This is a genomic window from Methylocystis heyeri, from assembly GCF_004802635.2.
In the GTDB taxonomy this organism is placed as follows: domain Bacteria; phylum Pseudomonadota; class Alphaproteobacteria; order Rhizobiales; family Beijerinckiaceae; genus Methylocystis; species Methylocystis heyeri.
In genome coordinates, this window is the sequence record NZ_CP046052.1 from 2,627,247 (window position 1) to 2,645,173 (window position 17,927).

At 64.7% G+C, this 17,927-nt stretch carries 16 protein-coding genes; 10 read left to right on the plus strand and 6 right to left on the minus strand.

Translation table 11 applies throughout. The annotated features are described in order from the left end of the window. Positions 1–101: 101 nt before the first annotated feature. Positions 102–452 carry a hypothetical protein gene (locus H2LOC_RS12015; protein WP_154331643.1) on the minus strand — a complete coding sequence of 117 codons (351 nt, stop codon included), beginning with the start codon at positions 450–452 and terminating at the stop codon, positions 102–104. 302 nt (positions 453–754) lie between these two features. On the opposite strand from H2LOC_RS12015, the gene H2LOC_RS12020 reads away from it, so the two are divergent. After that, positions 755–1,282, plus strand: coding sequence for a hypothetical protein (locus tag H2LOC_RS12020; protein WP_136496613.1), 528 nt, complete (start codon positions 755–757; stop codon positions 1,280–1,282). 206 nt (positions 1,283–1,488) lie between these two features. Here the strand turns inward: H2LOC_RS12020 and H2LOC_RS12025 are convergent, their stop codons facing one another. Continuing rightward, positions 1,489–2,322: a carbohydrate kinase family protein gene (locus H2LOC_RS12025; protein WP_136496614.1), complete on the minus strand. Its 834-nt coding sequence runs from the start codon at positions 2,320–2,322 to the stop codon at positions 1,489–1,491. Between the two features lie 374 nt (positions 2,323–2,696). Here H2LOC_RS12025 and H2LOC_RS12030 point away from each other — a divergent pair, with 374 nt between their 5' ends. Continuing rightward, positions 2,697–3,857: a metallophosphoesterase family protein gene (locus H2LOC_RS12030; RefSeq protein ID WP_162009758.1), complete on the plus strand. Its 1,161-nt coding sequence runs from the start codon at positions 2,697–2,699 to the stop codon at positions 3,855–3,857. Positions 3,858–3,991: 134 nt separating this feature from the next. On the opposite strand, the gene H2LOC_RS12035 is transcribed toward H2LOC_RS12030, so the two are convergent. After that, positions 3,992–6,307 carry a phosphocholine-specific phospholipase C gene (locus tag H2LOC_RS12035; protein WP_154331644.1) on the minus strand — a complete coding sequence of 772 codons (2,316 nt, stop codon included), beginning with the start codon at positions 6,305–6,307 and terminating at the stop codon, positions 3,992–3,994. A 145-nt stretch (positions 6,308–6,452) separates the two neighbouring features. On the opposite strand from H2LOC_RS12035, the gene H2LOC_RS12040 reads away from it, so the two are divergent. Continuing rightward, on the plus strand, positions 6,453–8,447 hold the full coding sequence (locus H2LOC_RS12040) for a tetratricopeptide repeat-containing sulfotransferase family protein (RefSeq protein ID WP_136496616.1): 1,995 nt from the start codon (positions 6,453–6,455) through the stop codon (positions 8,445–8,447). 10 nt (positions 8,448–8,457) lie between these two features. Here the strand turns inward: H2LOC_RS12040 and smc are convergent, their stop codons facing one another. Continuing rightward, positions 8,458–11,913, minus strand: a complete 3,456-nt coding sequence (smc, locus tag H2LOC_RS12045) for a chromosome segregation protein SMC (RefSeq protein ID WP_136496617.1) — start codon at positions 11,911–11,913, stop codon at positions 8,458–8,460. A gap of 242 nt (positions 11,914–12,155) precedes the next feature. Between smc and H2LOC_RS12050 the strand changes: the two genes are divergently transcribed. After that, positions 12,156–12,749 carry a gamma-glutamylcyclotransferase gene (locus H2LOC_RS12050; RefSeq protein WP_136497091.1) on the plus strand — a complete coding sequence of 198 codons (594 nt, stop codon included), beginning with the start codon at positions 12,156–12,158 and terminating at the stop codon, positions 12,747–12,749. Here the strand turns inward: H2LOC_RS12050 and H2LOC_RS12055 are convergent, their stop codons facing one another. After that, positions 12,750–13,124 carry a Rieske (2Fe-2S) protein gene (locus H2LOC_RS12055; protein WP_136496618.1) on the minus strand — a complete coding sequence of 125 codons (375 nt, stop codon included), beginning with the start codon at positions 13,122–13,124 and terminating at the stop codon, positions 12,750–12,752. 296 nt (positions 13,125–13,420) lie between these two features. On the opposite strand from H2LOC_RS12055, the gene rplU reads away from it, so the two are divergent. The 6 genes from rplU to H2LOC_RS12085 all read left to right on the plus strand — a co-directional run bounded on the left by rplU (position 13,421) and on the right by H2LOC_RS12085 (position 17,100). Then, complete coding sequence (gene rplU, locus H2LOC_RS12060) at positions 13,421–13,732, plus strand: 50S ribosomal protein L21 (protein WP_136496619.1); 312 nt, start codon at positions 13,421–13,423, stop codon at positions 13,730–13,732. Between the two features lie 122 nt (positions 13,733–13,854). Then, positions 13,855–14,118 carry a 50S ribosomal protein L27 gene (gene rpmA / locus H2LOC_RS12065; protein WP_136496620.1) on the plus strand — a complete coding sequence of 88 codons (264 nt, stop codon included), beginning with the start codon at positions 13,855–13,857 and terminating at the stop codon, positions 14,116–14,118. 191 nt (positions 14,119–14,309) lie between these two features. After that, entirely contained in the window at positions 14,310–14,951 is a 642-nt protein-coding gene (locus tag H2LOC_RS12070; protein WP_136496621.1) for a GNAT family N-acetyltransferase, read from the plus strand. A gap of 97 nt (positions 14,952–15,048) precedes the next feature. Next, complete coding sequence (gene obgE, locus H2LOC_RS12075; protein WP_136496622.1) at positions 15,049–16,119, plus strand: GTPase ObgE; 1,071 nt, start codon at positions 15,049–15,051, stop codon at positions 16,117–16,119. Between the two features lie 56 nt (positions 16,120–16,175). After that, the gene (locus H2LOC_RS12080; protein ID WP_136496623.1) at positions 16,176–16,565 is read left to right on the plus strand and encodes a DUF2946 family protein; all 390 of its coding nucleotides are present in this window, start codon (positions 16,176–16,178) and stop codon (positions 16,563–16,565) included. A gap of 217 nt (positions 16,566–16,782) precedes the next feature. Continuing rightward, complete coding sequence (locus H2LOC_RS12085) at positions 16,783–17,100, plus strand: hypothetical protein (protein WP_246206809.1); 318 nt, start codon at positions 16,783–16,785, stop codon at positions 17,098–17,100. 123 nt (positions 17,101–17,223) lie between these two features. Here the strand turns inward: H2LOC_RS12085 and H2LOC_RS12090 are convergent, their stop codons facing one another. After that, positions 17,224–17,889: an O-methyltransferase gene (locus H2LOC_RS12090; RefSeq protein ID WP_136496624.1), complete on the minus strand. Its 666-nt coding sequence runs from the start codon at positions 17,887–17,889 to the stop codon at positions 17,224–17,226. Positions 17,890–17,927: the final 38 nt, after the last annotated feature.

Consider the following 17,927-nt stretch of genomic DNA (forward strand, 5'->3'; position numbering starts at 1 on the left):
GACATGATGAGAGTTATCGTCCAGCGGGCCAATCTTGCGGGGAGCGACGAAAATCGAACGGCTTGCGACCTGATTGGAGCCCCATGCGGCATTGATTTCCGCTAACTTGTGAAAGCGCGGCGCAGCATAGAGACAAGGTTGTTCTTTTTGTCTAATTTCAGCAAAAGCTCGTGTTGGTTCGATTTTTTCGTCTCGGTTATTTTGAAGCGATAGAAGGGCATTTTCTTAAACTTGCCCTGCTCGGAAGCGCTGCGCCTGACCATGCAATCCGCACGTTTGAATTGCAGATAAAGAGGGACGCCCGGAGCGTCCAGTTTTACATCGTACCCCCCTCCAGCTTTGCCCTCTTCAATTAGGCTCGGGAATAGCGGGGCCGCTTTCACGTCGAGCCACCCCACAATTTCGTTCGTTAAAGCAAATCCGTACGAAAATTCTGAAATTTCCGGCGTCATGGTTTTAAAGCCTCTTGAGAGAATTGAGACTAATCCACGCGCGCCGGTTACGCCACAGTTTCACTCTCAACCAGATTTCAAGGACCTGAGTTCGAAAGTGGCAAGGCTAGAAACGAAAGGGCCGCCCCCACAGCGCCACTCAAATAATTATGGCGCCAGAACGTCTTAGCTCAGTTCCTTGATTGGCTTCGCGGGCGGCTAATGGCCACGCTGCCAGGGCAAGAAAAAGCTGTTACCCGCAGCAGGCGCGCCTGAGGCGTTGCATTAATTGCGCCAAACCACGAGACCATCAAGAGGCCAACATGAACCTTAAGCACTCGGGCTTTGCCGCACTCGCGGCCTTCTTCGCTCTTGCCGCGGCGACGGCTCACGCCGACACCGCGACCTTCACCACCGCAACGACCACCGGCTGCCCCAATTGCACGGCGGTGGACGCCACGGGGCTGACCTTTTCCGCTCTCGGTCATCAGCTGCCGAACGGCTGGGATATTCAGACCAGCAAGAACGGGCTCTACATCGCCAACAATGACGGCGGCGTGTTCACTTTGCCGGCGGCGACTTTCCCCGGAAAACAATTCGACCTCACCGGTCTAAAGCTCTTTGTAACGGGACAATCGAGCACGTCGACGCCTGTGACCTTCACGCTTTACGCATACCACTTCGGCAATCCGATCGCCGACATGGTGCAGGTGACGGTCAATTCGCGCGTCGTGCAAAATGTCACGCTTACCGACCCTCGACTCCTGGGCATCGACACGCTGGTGGTTCGTTACGATCCGCTGCAGGTTCGCAATGTCTATTTCATCGAGACCCGCTTCACGCCGCACTGATAGAGTTTCCGCCGTCATTGCGAGGAGCGCAGCGACGCGGCAATCCAGGAGGATTGGAGCGGCTCTGGATTGCTTCCCGCTTCGCTGCGCTCGCGGTCGCAATGACGCGAACTTATCAGCCAGAGTGATCGGCCCTGAAGACTTCGAGCGCTTCTTGCGAACTGCCTCGCGCTTTCTCGCAAGAAGCGTTTCGGCGCAAGGGCCCCCTACCTCGCCCCCAGCCGGCCGATGGCCTGGGCGGCGAGCTTTAGGCCGGCCGCCGCGGCAGCTTTTGCGTTGGAGCCCGACATCAGCGCCGCGATGACCCCGGCGTTGAAGGCGTCGCCGCCGCCGGTGCGATCGATCGGCTCGACCGGGGGAAAAGCCACTCTGCTCACCTCTCCCGCCGCAATCACGCAAACCCCGTGCTCGCCCTGGGTGACGAACCAGACCGCGGCGTCGTCCTTGTGCCTTTGGGCGATGAACCCGACCGGGTCCTCCGTGCCCAGCACCCGCGCCAATTCGTCCTGATTGGTGAAGAGGACATTGGCCGCCCTCGCGAAAGCCGGATCATATCGGCCGTCCAATTCCAGCGAGATGGCGAAAGCGCGCGCAGAGGCGAGGCTTCTGGCCCTCGCCAGGAGTTCGGCGTCGCAGACTGTCGTGTGCAGCCAGGCGACGTCTTCGTCGAAGCTCATCGCGTCGTAGGGCGTCCAGGCCGCCTCCACCACGGGGCTGAAGATAATGCGCTTGTCGTCCGGCGGAGAAAGGCAGACCGCGAAAGGCGAAGCGACCGGCAAGAGCTTGACGCCGCGGGTATCGACGCCATTGGCTGCAAGATCGCGCAGCGCCATGGCGCCGAGCGGGTCGTTTCCCACCCAGCCGAGCATCCGGGTCCTCGCCCCCTGCCGGGCCAGCCAGACGGCGGTGTTGGCGGCCGAGCCGCCGCCGCCGATCGCAGCCCGCTGCGCCGCCAGCTTCTCGTGCCGCTCGGGAAGGCGATCCAACAGCAAAGTTATGTCCGCATTGATGCTGCCGAGGCAGCATATCGACCCGCCCATCCCACATTCCTGTTGTCGAGACCCGCGTTGAAAAAGGGCTGCTTTCGATACTGCCCGCGAAGAAAAATGTACGTTCTCCGCCCTCAGGGCGCCTCCCCCTTGCGGGGAGAAGGCGCAAAATGAGGCTGCACTTCACCCCACCCCGCCGCCTAGCCAGGGCGCATTCCTATCGCAAAAGTCTGTCAACTTTTGCGGAATGCGCCCTGGCGGCGACCCTCCCCTTGAGTGCCCTCAAGGGGAGGGTAAGCGCCCTGCGCCGATCGCCCTGCCCTTTCCTAAAGAAGCTCGCAAACAAAGGCGAGCCGATGTCGCCTTGTCGTCGTCATCGCCGCACATATCTCGCAGGGTCGATTCAAACCTTCGGGGGTCAGGCCGTGGAAAGGAAGATTCTGGGCTCGCTCTTTGCAAAGCCGGCGCCCGAACCCGGCAATCCGGTGACCAATCTCCCCGAGCAGCCGCGGTTCCAGCCGCTGCCCCATGTGGCTCGGCCGGATTTCTCGCTGCCGCTGGAGCGCATATTGCGCGGCGTGACCGAGGAAGCCGAAAAAGCAGGCGCCATGGTTTTTCATGCGCTGGGCGACACCGGCGGCATCCACGGCGCCGAGACGCAAAATGCGGTCGCCGCCGCGATGCAGGACCAGATCGCGAGGGCGGAGAAAAGCGAGCGCCCGAGGTTTCTGTTTCACCTCGGCGACATCGTTTATCTGAGCGGCGCCAGCAGCCAATATGTCGCGCAGTTTTACGAGCCCTATCAATATTACGACGCCCCGATCTTCGCCATTCCCGGCAACCATGACGGCGAGACCGCGGTGGAGTCTCATGGAGAGCGCGAGCCGGAGCCCTCGCTTTCCGGCTTCATGCAGAATTTCTGCAGCCCCGCGCCGAAGCGCTTTTTCAAATATCGCTCCACCATGACGCAGCCCTATTGCTACTGGAAGCTCGAAGCGCCCTTCGTTCATATCATCGGGCTCTATTCCAACATCGACGGGCAGTTGGACCGGCGCGGCGACAGGCGCCAGCAGGATTGGCTCACGGAGCAGTTGAGAGCGACGCCGCAGGACAAATGGCTTGTCGTCGCGGCGCATCATCCCTGTTTTTCGCTCGACGAGACCCATGGCGGCTATGTCGAAATCCTCGCGGCGATGGACGCGGCCTTCGCGAGCGCGGGCCGCATCCCCGACGCCGTCCTCTCGGGACATGTGCACAGCTACCAGAGATTTTCGCGCGATTTTCAGGAAAGATCGACGCCCTATGTCATCGCGGGCGCGGGCGGCTTCGCCAATTCGTCCCGCTCGCTGCACAAGCTGCAAAGAGGGCTGGCGATAGAGCGACTGCCGTTCCGGACCACCTTGCCGGAGGTGCGGCTCGAAAGCTTCGACGTGCTGAACGCCGGCTTCCTGACGGTGACGGCGCGCCCGGAGACGCTCAGGATAGATTATTTCCCGGTGTCCTTCGACGACCCGCCCGCGGTCTCTGGAAATGCGGGGGATTTCGTCGTCGTGCGAAGCGCCGGACGCGTGAAGACAGCGCGCTGATTTGGCGCAACCAGAGAACGCTGCGGATGTAATCAACGCAGCGCCGCGGCGCCATCCTGCGCGATACCAACAAGTAAAAAACAAAAACGGCCGCGCCTTGTTTTCAAGCCGCGGCCGTCGATCGTTTTACAGGCTTACGCCTTCAGCGTCACGAGTCCGCCCATAGCGGGATCGGAGAAGCTGTCGCGTCCATTCTCGACATGCCCGGACAGCCGGCGCTCGAAGCTCGCATCCTCCGCGACCGTGACGACGAAGTCGTACCAGCCATGGAAGCGCTCCAGCGGAAGCTTGCCCTCGGCTTGCGAGCCCGGGCGAAGAAGGCGGGTGACCTTCTCGCCGGAATAGGCGTCGAGCAGGGTGACGTTGGCGTTGCGCAGACCGACATTGTGAAGCGTCAGCCCGATGACGCTGTTTTCCCCCATCTCATGTTCGGCATGGAAACTGGGGGACTGATATTGGGCGACCACCGCGATCTCGGAGGCGCCGAGGCCGACGCTGCCCTTGAAGTGGCGGATGAACCCGTTGGGGCCGTAGACGGTGAGATCATAGGAGCCGGAAACCTGCCAGCTTCCCGAAAGAGTCTTGCCGGCTTCGACCGTATAATTGCGCACCGAATCGGCCGCGGCGCCCGAGCGAACCTGGAACACCGCGCCCGCCTTGCCGGTGTTCACGAAGGTCAGCTCGATCGTTCCAGCGGAAGCGTTGACCACATCGCTGACGCTCAGCTCGTAGGGCAGCGCACGGGCCGGGCGGATGCCGTTTTCCTGCGCGGGAACGCCGATGATCACATTGTTCATCGTGACCTTGACGTCGGGCGGGCTGACGGCGCCGGACAGTTCTCCGGCCGGCGGCAGATAGGCGTCGGTCGAAGGCAGCGAGACCTTGTCGTGATTGGGGTTCTTGAAATTGAACACCGAGGTCAGGTCGCCGCAGACGGCGCGACGCCAGGGCGAGATGTTGCGCTCATAGACGCCGAAGCGCTTCTCGATGAACTGAATCGTCGAGGTATGATCGAACACCTGGGAGTTGACGTAGCCGCCCTTGCTCCACGGCGAGATCACGAGGCAGGGCACGCGGGTTCCGAGCCCGATCGGAGCGTTGGGCTTGGAGGTCGTGACGATTTCATTGTGATAGTCGACCGTCGAGGCGCCGATGTCGGGCGTCGCGGGCGAGACCGCCGGCGGCGTGGGCGGAACGACGTGATCGAAGCTGCCGTCGGCTTCGTCGTAATTGACGATGAACGCCGTCTTGCTGAACACTTCCGGGTTCGACACCAGAATGTCGAGAACCTTGGAGATATACCAGGCGCCGTAGTTGACCGGGGCGTCGGAATGCTCCGAATATCCCATCGGCGCGAGCAGCCAGGTAACCTGAGGCAGCTTGCCCTTCTGCACATCGGCCTTGAACTTGTCGAACAGGCCGAGGGTCCAGTTCTTCCAGGCCGAGTCGGGAGAATTGGCCGGCGGCTGGTTGTTCACGAGCTGCGTGCCGGTGCAGGCGTTGTCGAACAGCGAGCTGCCCGGGCTCGACGCCGCATATTGTCCGAAATACAGCAGCGAGTTGTCGGTGTAGTTGCCGTCGAAATTATCGGAGGCGCCTCCGTCGCCGAAGTCCGGCGCGAAAGTGGCTCCGGCGAGATCCTGATAGATCCTCCAGGTCACGCCCGCCTTGTCGAGCACTTCCGGAAGCGTCTCCCAGGAAAGATAATAGCCCTGCGGCAGACCGTTGCCGGTGACCGGGCCGAGGCCATGGCCGTCGGTGCCGCCGGCGCCGAGGTAATCGACGTTGCCGACGCAGCCGGTCCAGAGATAGCACCGGTTGGGATTGGTCGGCCCCATGATCGAGCAATAGTAGTTGTCGAGCACGGTGAAGGCGTCGGCCAGCGCGAAATGATAGGGAATGTCGTCGCGCGTGAAATAGCTCATGGCCATCGGGCCCTTCACGACCGCCCAGCCGTCGTACTGGCCCCAGTTCCAGGCATAATGGGTGTCGCTCCAGCCATGGCCGGTTCCGCCGATGTAGCTGAGGCCGAGGCTGGTGAGGCCGGAGCTGATCTTCGAAGGATCGATGCGGAAGGGCGGGATCACCGGCACGCCATTGGCCGGACCGCCGTAGGAACCCGCGGGAACGCTGAAGCCCGCGGAAACATTGGCGGCGCCGGCCGGCTGCAGGAACACCGAAGCCTTCGCCGATCCGCCGGCCTGCAGCGGCAGGTTGATCTTGACCGCGCGCGGATCGGCGAAGCCGCGGACGCCGCGCAGCGTGCCGAAGTGATGGTCGAACGGCCGGTTCTCCTGCATCAGGATGACGATATGCTCGACATCCTTGATCGTGCCGGTGCGGTTGTTGGCCGGAATCGAAAGCGCCTTCGCGACATTCGAGCCGAGCGTGTTCGCCATTGCGCCCATGCCCAGTATTTGCATGAACTGGCGTCTATCAGTATTGTTCACCAGAAATCCTTCCCCGCCCAAGTAACGATGCGGCGCGCGACCTGGGTCGACGCCGGCTGGCCGGCGCCCACTCTGGGAGTCCGCCCGGCGCGCGATGCTGTAGGAGCCGAGCAATGCGAGGGCGTGAAGCTAAGGTGAAGCTTGGATGACAGAAGCTCGCGACGGCGGCCCGGACGCCGACGAATTGCGCCGCATTCATGAGCTCACGCGAGCGCGGCTTCATGACGATGCGCTCGCCGCGGCGGGCGCGATGCTGCGGCGCAAGCCCTCCCATCCCGAGGCGCTGTATTGGTCGGCGCATAACCAGCGGCTGCTCGGCCGGGAGAAAAGCGCCCTCGAAGCTCTGGACGCGCTGGAGCGGACGCGCCCGAATTATGGCCGTCTGTATCAGGAGCGCGGGCATTGCCGTCTCGCGCTCGCCGATTCCGCGCGCGCCGTCGAATGTTTCGAGCGCGCGGTAGGACTCAATCCCGCCCTGGCGGAAAGCTGGGCGATGCTCGAAGTCCTGCTGAGCGCGGCCGGAGAATCGCAAAAAGCGGCGATCGCGACGCAACGCCTTCAAAAGCTGAACGAGCTTCCGCCTCAGATCGTCGAGGCGGGCGGCCTGTTCTGCGATGGCGAGCGCGCCGCCGCCGAACGCCTGCTGACGGACTATGTCGCCGCGCAGGGAAGGCATGTCGAGGCGCTTCGCCTGCTGGCGAGAATCGCGCAGGCGCGTGGGCTCACGGATCGCGCCGAAAACCTGCTGCGCGAGGTGGTGGAGCGAGCGCCGGACTATGCCGACGCGCGGCTGGATTATGTGCGCGTGCTGATAGAGCGACAGACTTACGCCGCGGCGCTGGAACAGGCGCAGCTGCGGCTGCGCGCCGCGCCTTCCGATCCCGAGGCCCGATTTCTTCTCGCGACCATCCTCGCCGGCCTCGGGCGCCATGAGGAAGCGGTCCCGATTTTTGCGCAATTGCTCGACGAGACGCCGCAACGCAACCATCTGCGCATCGTGCTGGGCCATTCGCTGAAAGCGCTCGGCCGGGCCGAAGAAGCGGTGCAGGCCTATCGCGACGCCGCCGCCGGCCGCGCCAATATCGGCGACGCCTATTGGAGCCTCGCCAATCTGAAGACCTATCGTTTCGCCGACGCGGAAATCCAACGCATGCGGCGCCTCGAAGCCCTGCCCCTGCCCGATCGCGCGCATCTCTGCTTTGCGCTCGGAAAGGCTTTGGAGGACCACGGCGACTATGGCGAGTCATGGGCCTGTTACGAGCGCGGCAATGCGCTGATGCGCGCAAAGAACGGCTGGCGTCCCGAAGCTCTGGAGGATCAGACCCGCCGCCTGATCGAGGTATGCGACGAGGATTTCTTCGCCTCTCGCGCCGGCGCCGGCGCGCCGGACCGCGACCCGATTTTCATCGTCGGCCTGCCCCGCTCCGGCTCGACGCTGATCGAGCAGATCTTGGCCTCCCACCCCGACGTCGACGGAACCCAGGAGCTCGGCGACATTCCCCGCATCGTCTCGGAGCTGCAACGGCAGGAGCCGGACCGCGAAGGCAAGCGCTATCCCGAGCTGCTGCCGGAGCTGGACCCGCTCCTCTTTGAGCGGCTCGGGCGCCGCTATCTCGAAGAGACGCGAATCCATCGGCAGGGACGGCCGCGTTTCGTCGACAAGATGCCGAACAACTTCCGCCATATCGGCCTTATCAAGCTGATGCTGCCGAACGCCAGGATCATCGACGTGAGGCGCGAGCCGATGGCCTGCTGCGTGAGCAATCTGAGGCAGTTCTACGCGAGAGGCCAGGACTTCTGCTACGGCGCCGAAGATATCGCGCGTTACTACGGGATGTATCTGGAGCTGATGCGCCACTGGGACCGGGCGCTGCCGGGACGCGTGCTGCGCGTCGGCTATGAGGATGTCGTAGACGACCTCGAAACGAGCGTGCGCCGCATCCTGACCTTCTGCGACCTCGAATTCGACCCGGCCTGTCTGGAATTCCATCGCAGCCGGCGCGCGATCAACACGCCGAGCTCGGAACAGGTGCGGCAGCCGATCTTCCGGGATGGAATCTCCCAGTGGCGGCGCTTCGAACCCTGGCTCGGCTCCTTGAAGCAGGCGCTCGGCGACGCCGCCGAGCGCTATCGGGATTAGCTCGCTCGCCTCAACTCGCGAGCAAAAACTTCTCGGCCTGCTCCAGATCGACCGAAACCAGCTGGGAGATGCCGCGTTCGGCCTGCGTCACGCCGAACAGCCGGTCCATGCGCGCCATGGTGATGGGATTGTGGGTGATGGTGACGAAGCGCGTGTCGGTCTTCTTGCGCATCGCCTCCAGTAGGTCGCAGAAGCGTTCGACATTGTAATCGTCGAGCGGGGCGTCGACCTCGTCGAGCACGCAGATCGGCGACGGGTTGGTGAGGAACACCGCGAAGATCAGCGACATCGCCGTCAGCGCCTGCTCGCCGCCCGAAAGCAGCGTCATTGTCTGGGGCTTCTTGCCGGGCGGGCGGGCGAGAATGTCGAGCCCCGCCTCCAGCGGATCGTCGCTTTCGACGAGCTGCAATTCGGCCGTGCCGCCGTCGAACAGCAGCGTGAACAGCTCTTTGAAATGCGCATTCACTTTGTCGAAGGCGGCGAGCAGACGTTCGCGGCCTTCCTTGTTGAGATTGGCGATGGCGGCGCGAAGCTTCTTGATCGCCTCGGCGAGATCGTCGCGCTCGGCGAACATCTTGCCCTGACGTTCCTCGATCTCGGCGAGTTCGTCTTCGGCGCGCAGATTGACCGCGCCGAGCCTTTCCCGGTCGGCGCGAAAACCTTCCAGCCGGCGCTCGACTTCCGCGGCCGCGGGCAGCGGGTCGCCGACGGCGATCCCCGCCATGCCGTAGAGCGCCTGGGGCGTGGCGTCGAGTTCGTTCACGATGACCCGCTCGACATCGGCGGCGCGCTGGCGCGCGGCCTCGAGCTGGGCTTCGCTGCGGGCTTTCTCCTCGCGCGCGGCGCTCATTTTTTCCAGCGCGGCGCGCGCGGCCCGGTCGCTTTCGGCGAGTCTCTTCTCGCCCATCGCGCGGGCGTCGGAAGCCTCGCGGCGCCCGGCCTCGGCGGCCTCGATGGCCGAGAGAATCTGCCGCCGCTGCAGGATAAAGGTCTCCGGCGCCTCGGCCAGCTCCACCTGCTCTTCCTTGGCCGCCTCCAGCCGCTCCTCGAGCTCGGAAATACGGTCCTGCGCCTTGTCGCGACGCTCGGTCCAGGAAGCGCTCTCACGCAATATGGCGGCGCGGCGCGAAGCCCTGGCGCTGGCCTCATGGCGCAGCGAGGCGAGACCGGCGCGAGCTTCGCTGGCCTGAGCCCGCTCCGCCATCGCTTTCGAGCGCAGGCTGTCCAGAGCCCCGGCGAGAAAAGCGGGCTCGTCGAGATTCTCCAAAGCGGAGAGAAGCTGGTCGCGCTTTTGCGCCGCCTCGTCGCGATTGGCGAGGGTGTGCGCCTTGGCCTCCTCCAGCGCGGAGAGCCGCTGGGCGATCTGGGCGAAGCGCCGCTCGGCGGCCCCATGACGCTCGCGGGCTTCATCGAGCCGGGCGCGGGCGGAGCGCTGGGCGGAGCGCGCCTCGGTCTCGAACAGGGCGGCTTCGCGCGCCGCTTCGGCCGCGAACTGGGCCTCCTGCGCGGCCTCGTCGGCCTGGGCCCTGGCGACGGCCGCCTCGGCCCGCAAGTCCTCCAGCCGGTTCTTTTCCGCAAGGCGACGGGCGGCGGCGGTCGGAGCCTCGGCCGCCTGGGTGAATCCGTCCCAGCGCCAGAGGTCGCCTTCTTTGGAGACGAGGCGCTGGCCGGACTTGAGCTGGCCGCGCAGGCTCGCGCCCTCCTGCCGCAGCACAACGCCGATCTGGGCGAGCCGCCGCGCCAGGGCGGGGGGCGCCTGCACCACTTCGCTCAGGGGCCGCACATTGGGCGGCAGAGCGGGATCGCCCCCCGCGCTGGTCAGCGCCCAATGGGCCGGAGCGGAAGTTTCCGCCGAAGCGTCGAGATCGTCGCCGAGCGCTGCGCCGAGCGCGGTCTCATAGCCCTTGGCGACGGCGATCTGCTCCAGCACCGGCGCCCAAAGCCCGCCCGAGCCCGATTGCAGCAGCTTCTCCAGCGTGCGCACTTCGGTCTCCAGGCGCTGGGCGCGGCGTTCGGCCGCCTCCAGCGGCGCCCGCGCCGCGGTCTCGCCCTCGCGGGCCTGCCTGTGGGCCTCCTCGCGCTCCTCTACGGCGGCGTCCGCGGCCTGGGATTCCTCCAGGGCCAGCTCATAGAACTGCTCCAGCCGCGCCAGCTCCTCGGCCCCGCCGCCCTGAGTGGCGATCAGGGCGAATTCGGTTTCGAGCCTCGTCAGTTCGGCCTCGAAACGCGCAACGCGGCGATTCTCTTCCGAAATCGAGGATTCCAGCGACGCCCGCCTCGCGTTGACGCCGGCGAGGCTCTCCTGGGCCGTGGCGAGCTCGGCCTCGGTCGCAGCCAGCAGGGCCTCGATCCGGGCGACTTCCCCTTGCGCCTCGCGCTCGCGGTCGGCGTCGAAGGAATCGGCGCCCATCAGCTCGCCGCGCTCTTCCTCCAGCCGCTGCGCCACTTCGTCGGCGTCCTCGATCAGCGCGCGCTCGCGGGCAAGGTCGCGGGAGAACTGGTCGATATGGCGGGTCAGCTCGGCGATGCGCTCCTTGGCCCGGCGCTCCTCGCCGTCGAGCGCGTCGCGGGCGGCGACGAGCCGATGCAGCGCGGCTCCGGCTTCGGCTTCCTTCTCGCGCAGGGGCGGCAGCTCATGGGCGGCGAGCGCCTGTTCGCGCGCTGCGGCCGCCTGTTCCAGCGTTCGCTCGGCCACCGCAGCTGTATCCTGCTCCAACTTGCGCTCGACCTGGGCGAGCTGTTCGCTGGCGACGCGATAGTTGATGAGCGCGGCGAGGGCTTCGTTCTGGCGAATCTGCGCGGCGATGACGCGGTAGCGGCCGGCCTGGCGGGCCTGACGGCGCAGGCTGTCGGCCTGGCTGTCGACCTGTTTCAGCACGTCCTCGAGCCGGGTGAGATTTTCCGAGGCCGCCTGCAGGCGCAGCTCGGCCTCATGGCGGCGGGAATGCAGACCCGCGACGCCGGCCGCTTCCTCGAGAATGCGGCGACGCGCCTGGGGCTTGGCCGAGATGATCTCGCCGATCTGGCCTTGGCGCACCAGCGCGGGCGATCTCGCGCCGGTGGAGGCGTCGGCGAACAGCAGCTGCACGTCGCGGGCGCGCACCTCGCGGCCGTTGATGCGATATACCGAGCCCTGCTCGCGCTCGATGCGCCGCGTGACCTCGATCGATTCAGAGTCGTTGAAGGCCGCCGGCGCCAGGCGTTCGCTGTTGTCCAGCAGCAGCGAGACCTCGGCGAGATTGCGCGCAGGACGCGACCCGCCACCCGAGAAGATGACGTCGTCCATCCCCGAGCCGCGCATGTTTTTATAAGAGCTTTCGCCCATCACCCAGCGCAGGGCTTCGACCAGATTGGACTTGCCGCAGCCGTTGGGCCCGACGACGCCGGTGAGCCCCGGCTCGATCAGAAAATCCGCGGGTTCGCAAAAACTCTTGAACCCGAGAAGGCGGAGCCGTTGGAACTTCATGACCAATCAGCGACACAAAAGGATGGCGATTGCAAGAATTCCGAGTCAATATGTTGTGGGTAGCGGCTCCAGACGGGACCATCCGCCGCAGCGGAGCGCCGAATTTTTAACTTGCCAGAAACTACCCCGGCGGAATTATTCCCAAAGCCCGAGGCGCCGGAGCGTTTGGCGCCGAAACAGCGTTTTGCGCCAGAAACTGGCTGCCTTTTCGCCCAAAAAAGAGGGACGGCGTGGCTTCATCGATCCATCATCAGAGCAAAGCCCATTTCTGCAACGCCCCTTCATCCCGCCCGGACGGCGATTTCTGGGTGTTCGGCTATGGCTCCCTGATCTGGAAGCCGGGCTTCGAATATGTCGAGAGCGCCCTCGCCGACGTGCAGGGCTATCATCGCTCGCTCTGCATTTTCTCCCATGTCCACCGCGGCACGCCGGAGCGCCCCGGCCTCGTGCTGGGCCTCGACCATGGCGGCTCCTGCCAGGGCGTGGCTTTTCGCGTCGCGGCCGAGAGGCGTGAGGAAACTCTCTGCTACTTGCGCGAGCGCGAGCTCGTGACCTCGGTCTATCTGGAAAAGACCCTTCCGGCCCGCTTTTCCGATGGCGCGACCGTTCCCGCCCTGGCCTATGTCGCCGACCGCGACCATGAGCAATATGCCGGGCGGCTGCCGCTTGATGAAGTGATCCGGCTCGTATCCGGGGCCCGCGGCGTCTTCGGCGACAATCCCGCCTATGTGCGCAACACTTATGAGCACCTGCTGCGGCTCGACATCCACGACGAAGAACTCGCCGCCGTGACCCGGAAGCTCGACGCCTCATCCTGCCGTATTGCGGCGGAGTGATCAGTCCTCCGCCAGTTCCACCCCGGTGACGCAGACATCGCCGTCGTCGACGACGAGCTGGATCTGAGAGAGGTTCTTGCCCTTGCAGGGGCCAATAAAGCATTCGCCGCTGTCGAGGTCGAACATCGCGCCATGCACGCTGCAGGCGATGAAATTGCCGTCCTCGTCGAGGAAATTCCCCGGATTATTGCCGTCGAGACGCTCGCCCTGATGCGGGCAGACGTTTTCATAGCCATAGACATTGGCGCCCTTGCGCGTGATCATGATGCGCCAGGGCTTGGGCTCCCCGGTCGGTTCGGCGCGCATCAGGGTGAAACCCGACACCTGCCCGTCCTCGATTTGGATCGCGCGGCAGATCACGTAAAGCTCGTTCATCTTTGTATCCTTGTCGCCTTTGGCGGGCGCCTCGAAGGGCGACGGCCGTCGGCGAGGAGGAAAGCAACCTTCGCGCCATTTGGCGCGGCGGGCGTCCGGAGCCGTGAAAAAGCCTCTGCGCCGTGATTGACATTCCCTTCTCACTGGGTTAGCTGGACTGTGCTTCGGCGCGGCGTTTTCGCCGCGTTTTTCTTTTGTCGCGACGCAAGAGCGCGCGAAGAACGAAGCGAATTCGGTCCACTGCAAAGAAGCCGGCCGGCGCCAAGCCAGAGCCGGAACGAACACAGGAAAAAACGATGTTCGCAGTCATCAGGACCGGCGGTAAGCAATACAGCGTCGCCGCCGGAGACATCATCACCGTAATGGCCCTCGAGGGCGAGGCCGGAACCGCCGTGACCTTCGAGGAAGTGCTGCTCCTCTCCAAGGAAGGCGCCGCCACCATCGGAGCGCCGCATGTCGCGGGCGCGAAGGTTCTGGGCGAGATCGCCGAGCAGACCCGCAGCCCCAAGAGCATCGCCTTCAAGAAGCGCCGCCGCCAGAACTCCAAGCGCAAGCGCGGCCATCGCCAGGATCTGACCCGCGTCAAGATCACCTCGATCGAGGGCTGAACCAAGATAGGGCGTGGAAAATCCGCGCCGCTTGGTTTATAGACGAAACAGGCGCGCCGATGGCGCGCAATCCCTTTCCAGCGGCGCGCGCAGCGCTGCTTTAGAATTCTCGGAGCGGAACAATGGCTCACAAAAAGGCAGGCGGCTCGTCCCGCAACGGCCGCGATTCTGACGGCCGGCGCCTCGGCGTCAAGAAATTCGGCGGCGAATCGGTGATCGGCGGCAATATCATCGTTCGCCAGCGCGGCACCAAATGGCACCCCGGCGACAATGTCGGCATGGGCAAGGACCATACGCTCTTTGCACTCGTCGAGGGCAAGGTGCTGTTCAAATCCACGAGGGGACGCTCCAGCGTATCGGTCGTCCCGGCCGTAGCAGCCGAATAGGCGGAGGCTCTTCAAGAAGACTCTCCGCCGGCCCCAGAACCCCCGGCGGACTTTTGGTCTTCGCAGTCGTGAAAACCGAGCCAGAGCGAAAGCTTCAAGCGAAAGTCCGAAAGGCCTTCAAGGCGAAAGGGGGAGCGGGGCCGCTTCCCTTTTTCCGTACGTGCTTTCGGTCTTGCGCTTGGAGCCTTTGAATGTTTCCCGAAGTCACCCGCGACGACATTTTCAGGCTCGAGACCGAGCGCCTGTGGCTGCGCTGGCCACGGGCTGCCGATACGGAGATTTTCGTCAGGCTCGCCGGCGACCCTGAGGTCGCGCGCCAGACCGCGACGATCCCCTATCCCTATGAAGCCAACCATGCCGAGCGTTTCATTCTGGCGGCGCGCTCCAGTAACGCCGACGGTTCGGGCCTGACGCTGACGATCGCGCCCAAGAAGCGCCCCAACGAAGCCATCGGCGTCATCGCCGCGCAAAAGGTCGGCGAAGGCCGCTCGTCTCTGGCGAGAGGATACTCTCCGGACAAACGTCTGGTCGCGACGCTGGGCTACTGGCTCGGGCGCCCCTATTGGAGCCAGGGTTTCATGGGGGAAGCCGCGGGGGTCTTCCTCGACCTCGTCTTCGGCATCACGACCATCGACGAGATCGCGGCTGCGGCTTTGCCCGAGAATCCGGCCTCTCTGCAGTTGCTGGAGAAGCTCGGCTTCGTTCCCGCCGGTCGCGGCGGGCTCGACGCCCCGGCGCGCGGCGGCCAGGTCGAGGTCGAATGGCGCCGTCTGACCCGCGGAGGCGCGCGCACGATGTTCGGCTCGCGGCGGCCCAAGCTCACATCGAGCTGAGCCGCTATTTTCCGCAGCAAAAATTCGCGCGAGGTCGGAAAACCGAACGCATCGTCATCGCAGACGCCGACGTCGCAAACAGAGTGGCGCGTAAACAATGAAGTTCCTCGATCAGGCCAAGGTCTATGTGCGCTCGGGCGACGGCGGGGCCGGCTGCGTCTCGTTCCGGCGTGAAAAATTCATCGAATTCGGCGGTCCCGACGGCGGCGACGGCGGGCGCGGCGGCGACGTCGTGGCCGAATGCGTCGACGGGCTCAACACGCTGATCGACTATCGCTATCAGCAGCATTTCAAGGCCAAGACCGGCATGCACGGCATGGGCAAGAACCGCGCCGGCGGGCGCGGGGCCGACGCCGTTCTCAAGGTTCCGGTCGGCACCCAGATATTCGAGGAAGACGAGGAAACGCTGATCGCCGACCTGACCGAAGTCGGGCAGCGCGTGGTCATCTGCAAAGGCGGCAACGGCGGCTTCGGCAACGCCTATTTCACGACCTCGACCAACCGCGCGCCGCGCCGGGCCAATCCCGGCCAGGCGGGCGTCGAGCTGACCATCGTCCTTCGCCTCAAGCTGATCGCCGACGCCGGCCTGATCGGCCTGCCCAATGCGGGCAAGTCGACCTTTCTCGCGAGCGTCACCGCGGCCAAGCCCAAGATCGCCGACTATCCCTTCACCACCCTCCATCCCGGCCTCGGCGTGGTGCGCCAGGACGGCCGCGAATTCGTGCTGGCCGACATTCCCGGCCTGATCGAGGGCGCTCACGAAGGCCATGGGCTCGGCGACCGATTCCTCGCCCATGTCGAACGCTGCCGGGTGCTGTTGCATCTCGTCGACGCGACCGGGGAACATGCGGGACGCGACTACAAGACGGTCCGCCATGAGCTGGAGGCCTATGGCGCGGGGCTGGACGCCAAATTGGAAATCGTCGCTTTGTCCAAGGTCGACGCAGTGGACCCCGAACATTTCAAGAAGCAGCGCGAACGCCTCAAGCGCGCCATGGCTTCGGCCGGACCGCCGCTGCAGGACGGAGACCGGCGGGCCGCTCCCCTCGCTCTGTCCGCGGCGACGAACACGGGGGTCGTCGAAGCCCTGCGCACCCTGCTCGGCGTGATCGACTACAACCGCAACCAGGAGCAGGCCGGCGCGCAAAATGAGGAATGGCGACCTTAAGCCGCGCCTCACCTGTCATTGACCCCGGCCGGGGGTCGGCATATTTTCGCAGGCGGATGATCAACAGAACCGAAAAGACATGGCAGTTCGGATCGACGACAGCTTCGCTGCTCGTCGCCTATCTGCTTGTCTTGCAGGGATTTGCAGTCGGTTACTCGATCAGCTCCAGAACCGGGCAGATCGGCCTTTTCGCAAGCGCCATCTGTCTTTCCGGCGAAAAAGCGAAAAACGAGAACGCCCCCGGGCTCCCCGCCCAGTCCCGCGGACATGCGGACAAATGCTGCGTGTTCCATTTCTCGGGCGCAGGCGTTCCCCCGGCGAATCCGTGGGCGACGGGGGCTCCGCCTTCGGCCTATGCGGAAACCGCCTGGGCCGCCGAAACCGAATCGGACCCCGCTCATCGTCCAACGCTGCCGGTTGGATCGCGTGCGCCGCCCTCTACCTGACCCGACTGAGGCCGCGAGGCCTCAGGGAACTGCGTCATAGCCCTCATGGGCGCCGCTTCCTCCAATGCGAGCCGGTAACCTGCGGCGAGAGCAAACATGCTCGCCGAGGCGGACTCCGCGTCAGGTCAGCTAGAAGATGTCTTATATACAACCCACTCCAATGGGCCGGGGCGGTTCGCCGCGTCGGGGCCGCGCGGCAAAAGCGTCGGCCGCGGCCATGCCCGCCATCCCCGCCGCCCATACCGTCGAAGTGCTGGAAACCTATTTCGACGCCGGCGGCAAGCCCATCAAACGCAAGAGCCTCGGCGCCGCCCGGGTGGCGCGCAGCTACGACCAGCACGGCAATCAGGTCGAGGAGGCTTATTTCAGCGCCGATGGCAAGCCGACCCCGCGCAAGGGTCTCGGCGCCGCGCGCATCCATTGGCGCTACGACGAAAACGGCAAGAAGATCGAGGCCGAATTCTTCGGGCCGGACGGCGCGCTGCTCGCGCGGCAGAACGAGGAAGCCCGGCAACCCGCCCCGTTCGAGGCCTGACCTGCGAGAGCCCGGCGGTTACTCCGCCGGGCGCGACTCTTCGTGCGATGCGATCGGACGACTTACCCGCCGATCCCTGATCCCCGAGCCGCAAAAATCAGGGGTCCCTTCGAGGGACGGGCCCTAATTTACGCTCGCCAGAAGAAAACCGTCCCAACCCTTCGAGCCTACCGTCTGCAGAGCGGTGGCGGAGACCCGAGGCTCGGCGCTCACGCGCTCGAACAGCGCCCGGGCGGCGACGGCGGTCGAATCGCTGTTGGCGAGGTCAGCCACGGCGCCGGCGCGGATCACATTATCCACCACGATAAGACTGCCCGGCCGCGCGAATTTCAGCGCCCAGTCGAAATAATCGGCGTTGTTTTCCTTATCCGCGTCGATGAAGAAGAAATCGACCGGACCGAAGCCCTCCTCCTGGAGCTTCGGCAGGAGGTCGAGCGCAGCGCCGACTCGAATGTCGACGCGGTCGCCGAGGCCCTCCCGCGCGATGTTCGCCCTGGCGGTCTCGGCGTGTTTTTGGTCGTATTCCAGCGTGATGGCCCTTCCGCCCGGCGGGAGCGCCCGCGCCAGCCAGATCGTGGAATAGCCGCCGAGCGTTCCGATCTCGAGGATATTTCGCGCTCCCATCGACCGCGCCAGCAGATAGAGAAATTTCCCCTGCGCCGGCGAAACGTCGATCTGGGGCAGGCCCGCCGCCTTATTGGCCTCGATTGTCCCGCCCTGCGCCTCGTCGGCGCTTATCAGCCGGCTATCGATATATTGATCACAATGGGCGAAATCGCGTTCCTGCATGCTGGCCTCCCATATTATCGAGATCAAAGCCCATATTC

Excerpts from the sequence above, each read along its gene's own strand:
- H2LOC_RS12055 (WP_136496618.1), bottom strand. The coding sequence starts at position 13,124 with ATGAACGAGCTTTACGTGATCTGCCGCGCGATCCAAATCGAGGACGGG.
- H2LOC_RS12020 (WP_136496613.1), top strand. The coding sequence starts at position 755 with ATGAACCTTAAGCACTCGGGCTTTGCCGCACTCGCGGCCTTCTTCGCT.
- H2LOC_RS12015 (WP_154331643.1), bottom strand. The coding sequence starts at position 452 with ATGACGCCGGAAATTTCAGAATTTTCGTACGGATTTGCTTTAACGAAC.
- rplU (WP_136496619.1), top strand. The coding sequence starts at position 13,421 with ATGTTCGCAGTCATCAGGACCGGCGGTAAGCAATACAGCGTCGCCGCC.
- H2LOC_RS12090 (WP_136496624.1), bottom strand. The coding sequence starts at position 17,889 with ATGCAGGAACGCGATTTCGCCCATTGTGATCAATATATCGATAGCCGG.
- obgE (WP_136496622.1), top strand. The coding sequence starts at position 15,049 with ATGAAGTTCCTCGATCAGGCCAAGGTCTATGTGCGCTCGGGCGACGGC.
- H2LOC_RS12040 (WP_136496616.1), top strand. The coding sequence starts at position 6,453 with ATGACAGAAGCTCGCGACGGCGGCCCGGACGCCGACGAATTGCGCCGC.
- H2LOC_RS12085 (WP_246206809.1), top strand. The coding sequence starts at position 16,783 with ATGCCCGCCATCCCCGCCGCCCATACCGTCGAAGTGCTGGAAACCTAT.
- H2LOC_RS12080 (WP_136496623.1), top strand. The coding sequence starts at position 16,176 with ATGATCAACAGAACCGAAAAGACATGGCAGTTCGGATCGACGACAGCT.
- H2LOC_RS12025 (WP_136496614.1), bottom strand. The coding sequence starts at position 2,322 with ATGGGCGGGTCGATATGCTGCCTCGGCAGCATCAATGCGGACATAACT.
- H2LOC_RS12070 (WP_136496621.1), top strand. The coding sequence starts at position 14,310 with ATGTTTCCCGAAGTCACCCGCGACGACATTTTCAGGCTCGAGACCGAG.
- rpmA (WP_136496620.1), top strand. The coding sequence starts at position 13,855 with ATGGCTCACAAAAAGGCAGGCGGCTCGTCCCGCAACGGCCGCGATTCT.
- smc (WP_136496617.1), bottom strand. The coding sequence starts at position 11,913 with ATGAAGTTCCAACGGCTCCGCCTTCTCGGGTTCAAGAGTTTTTGCGAA.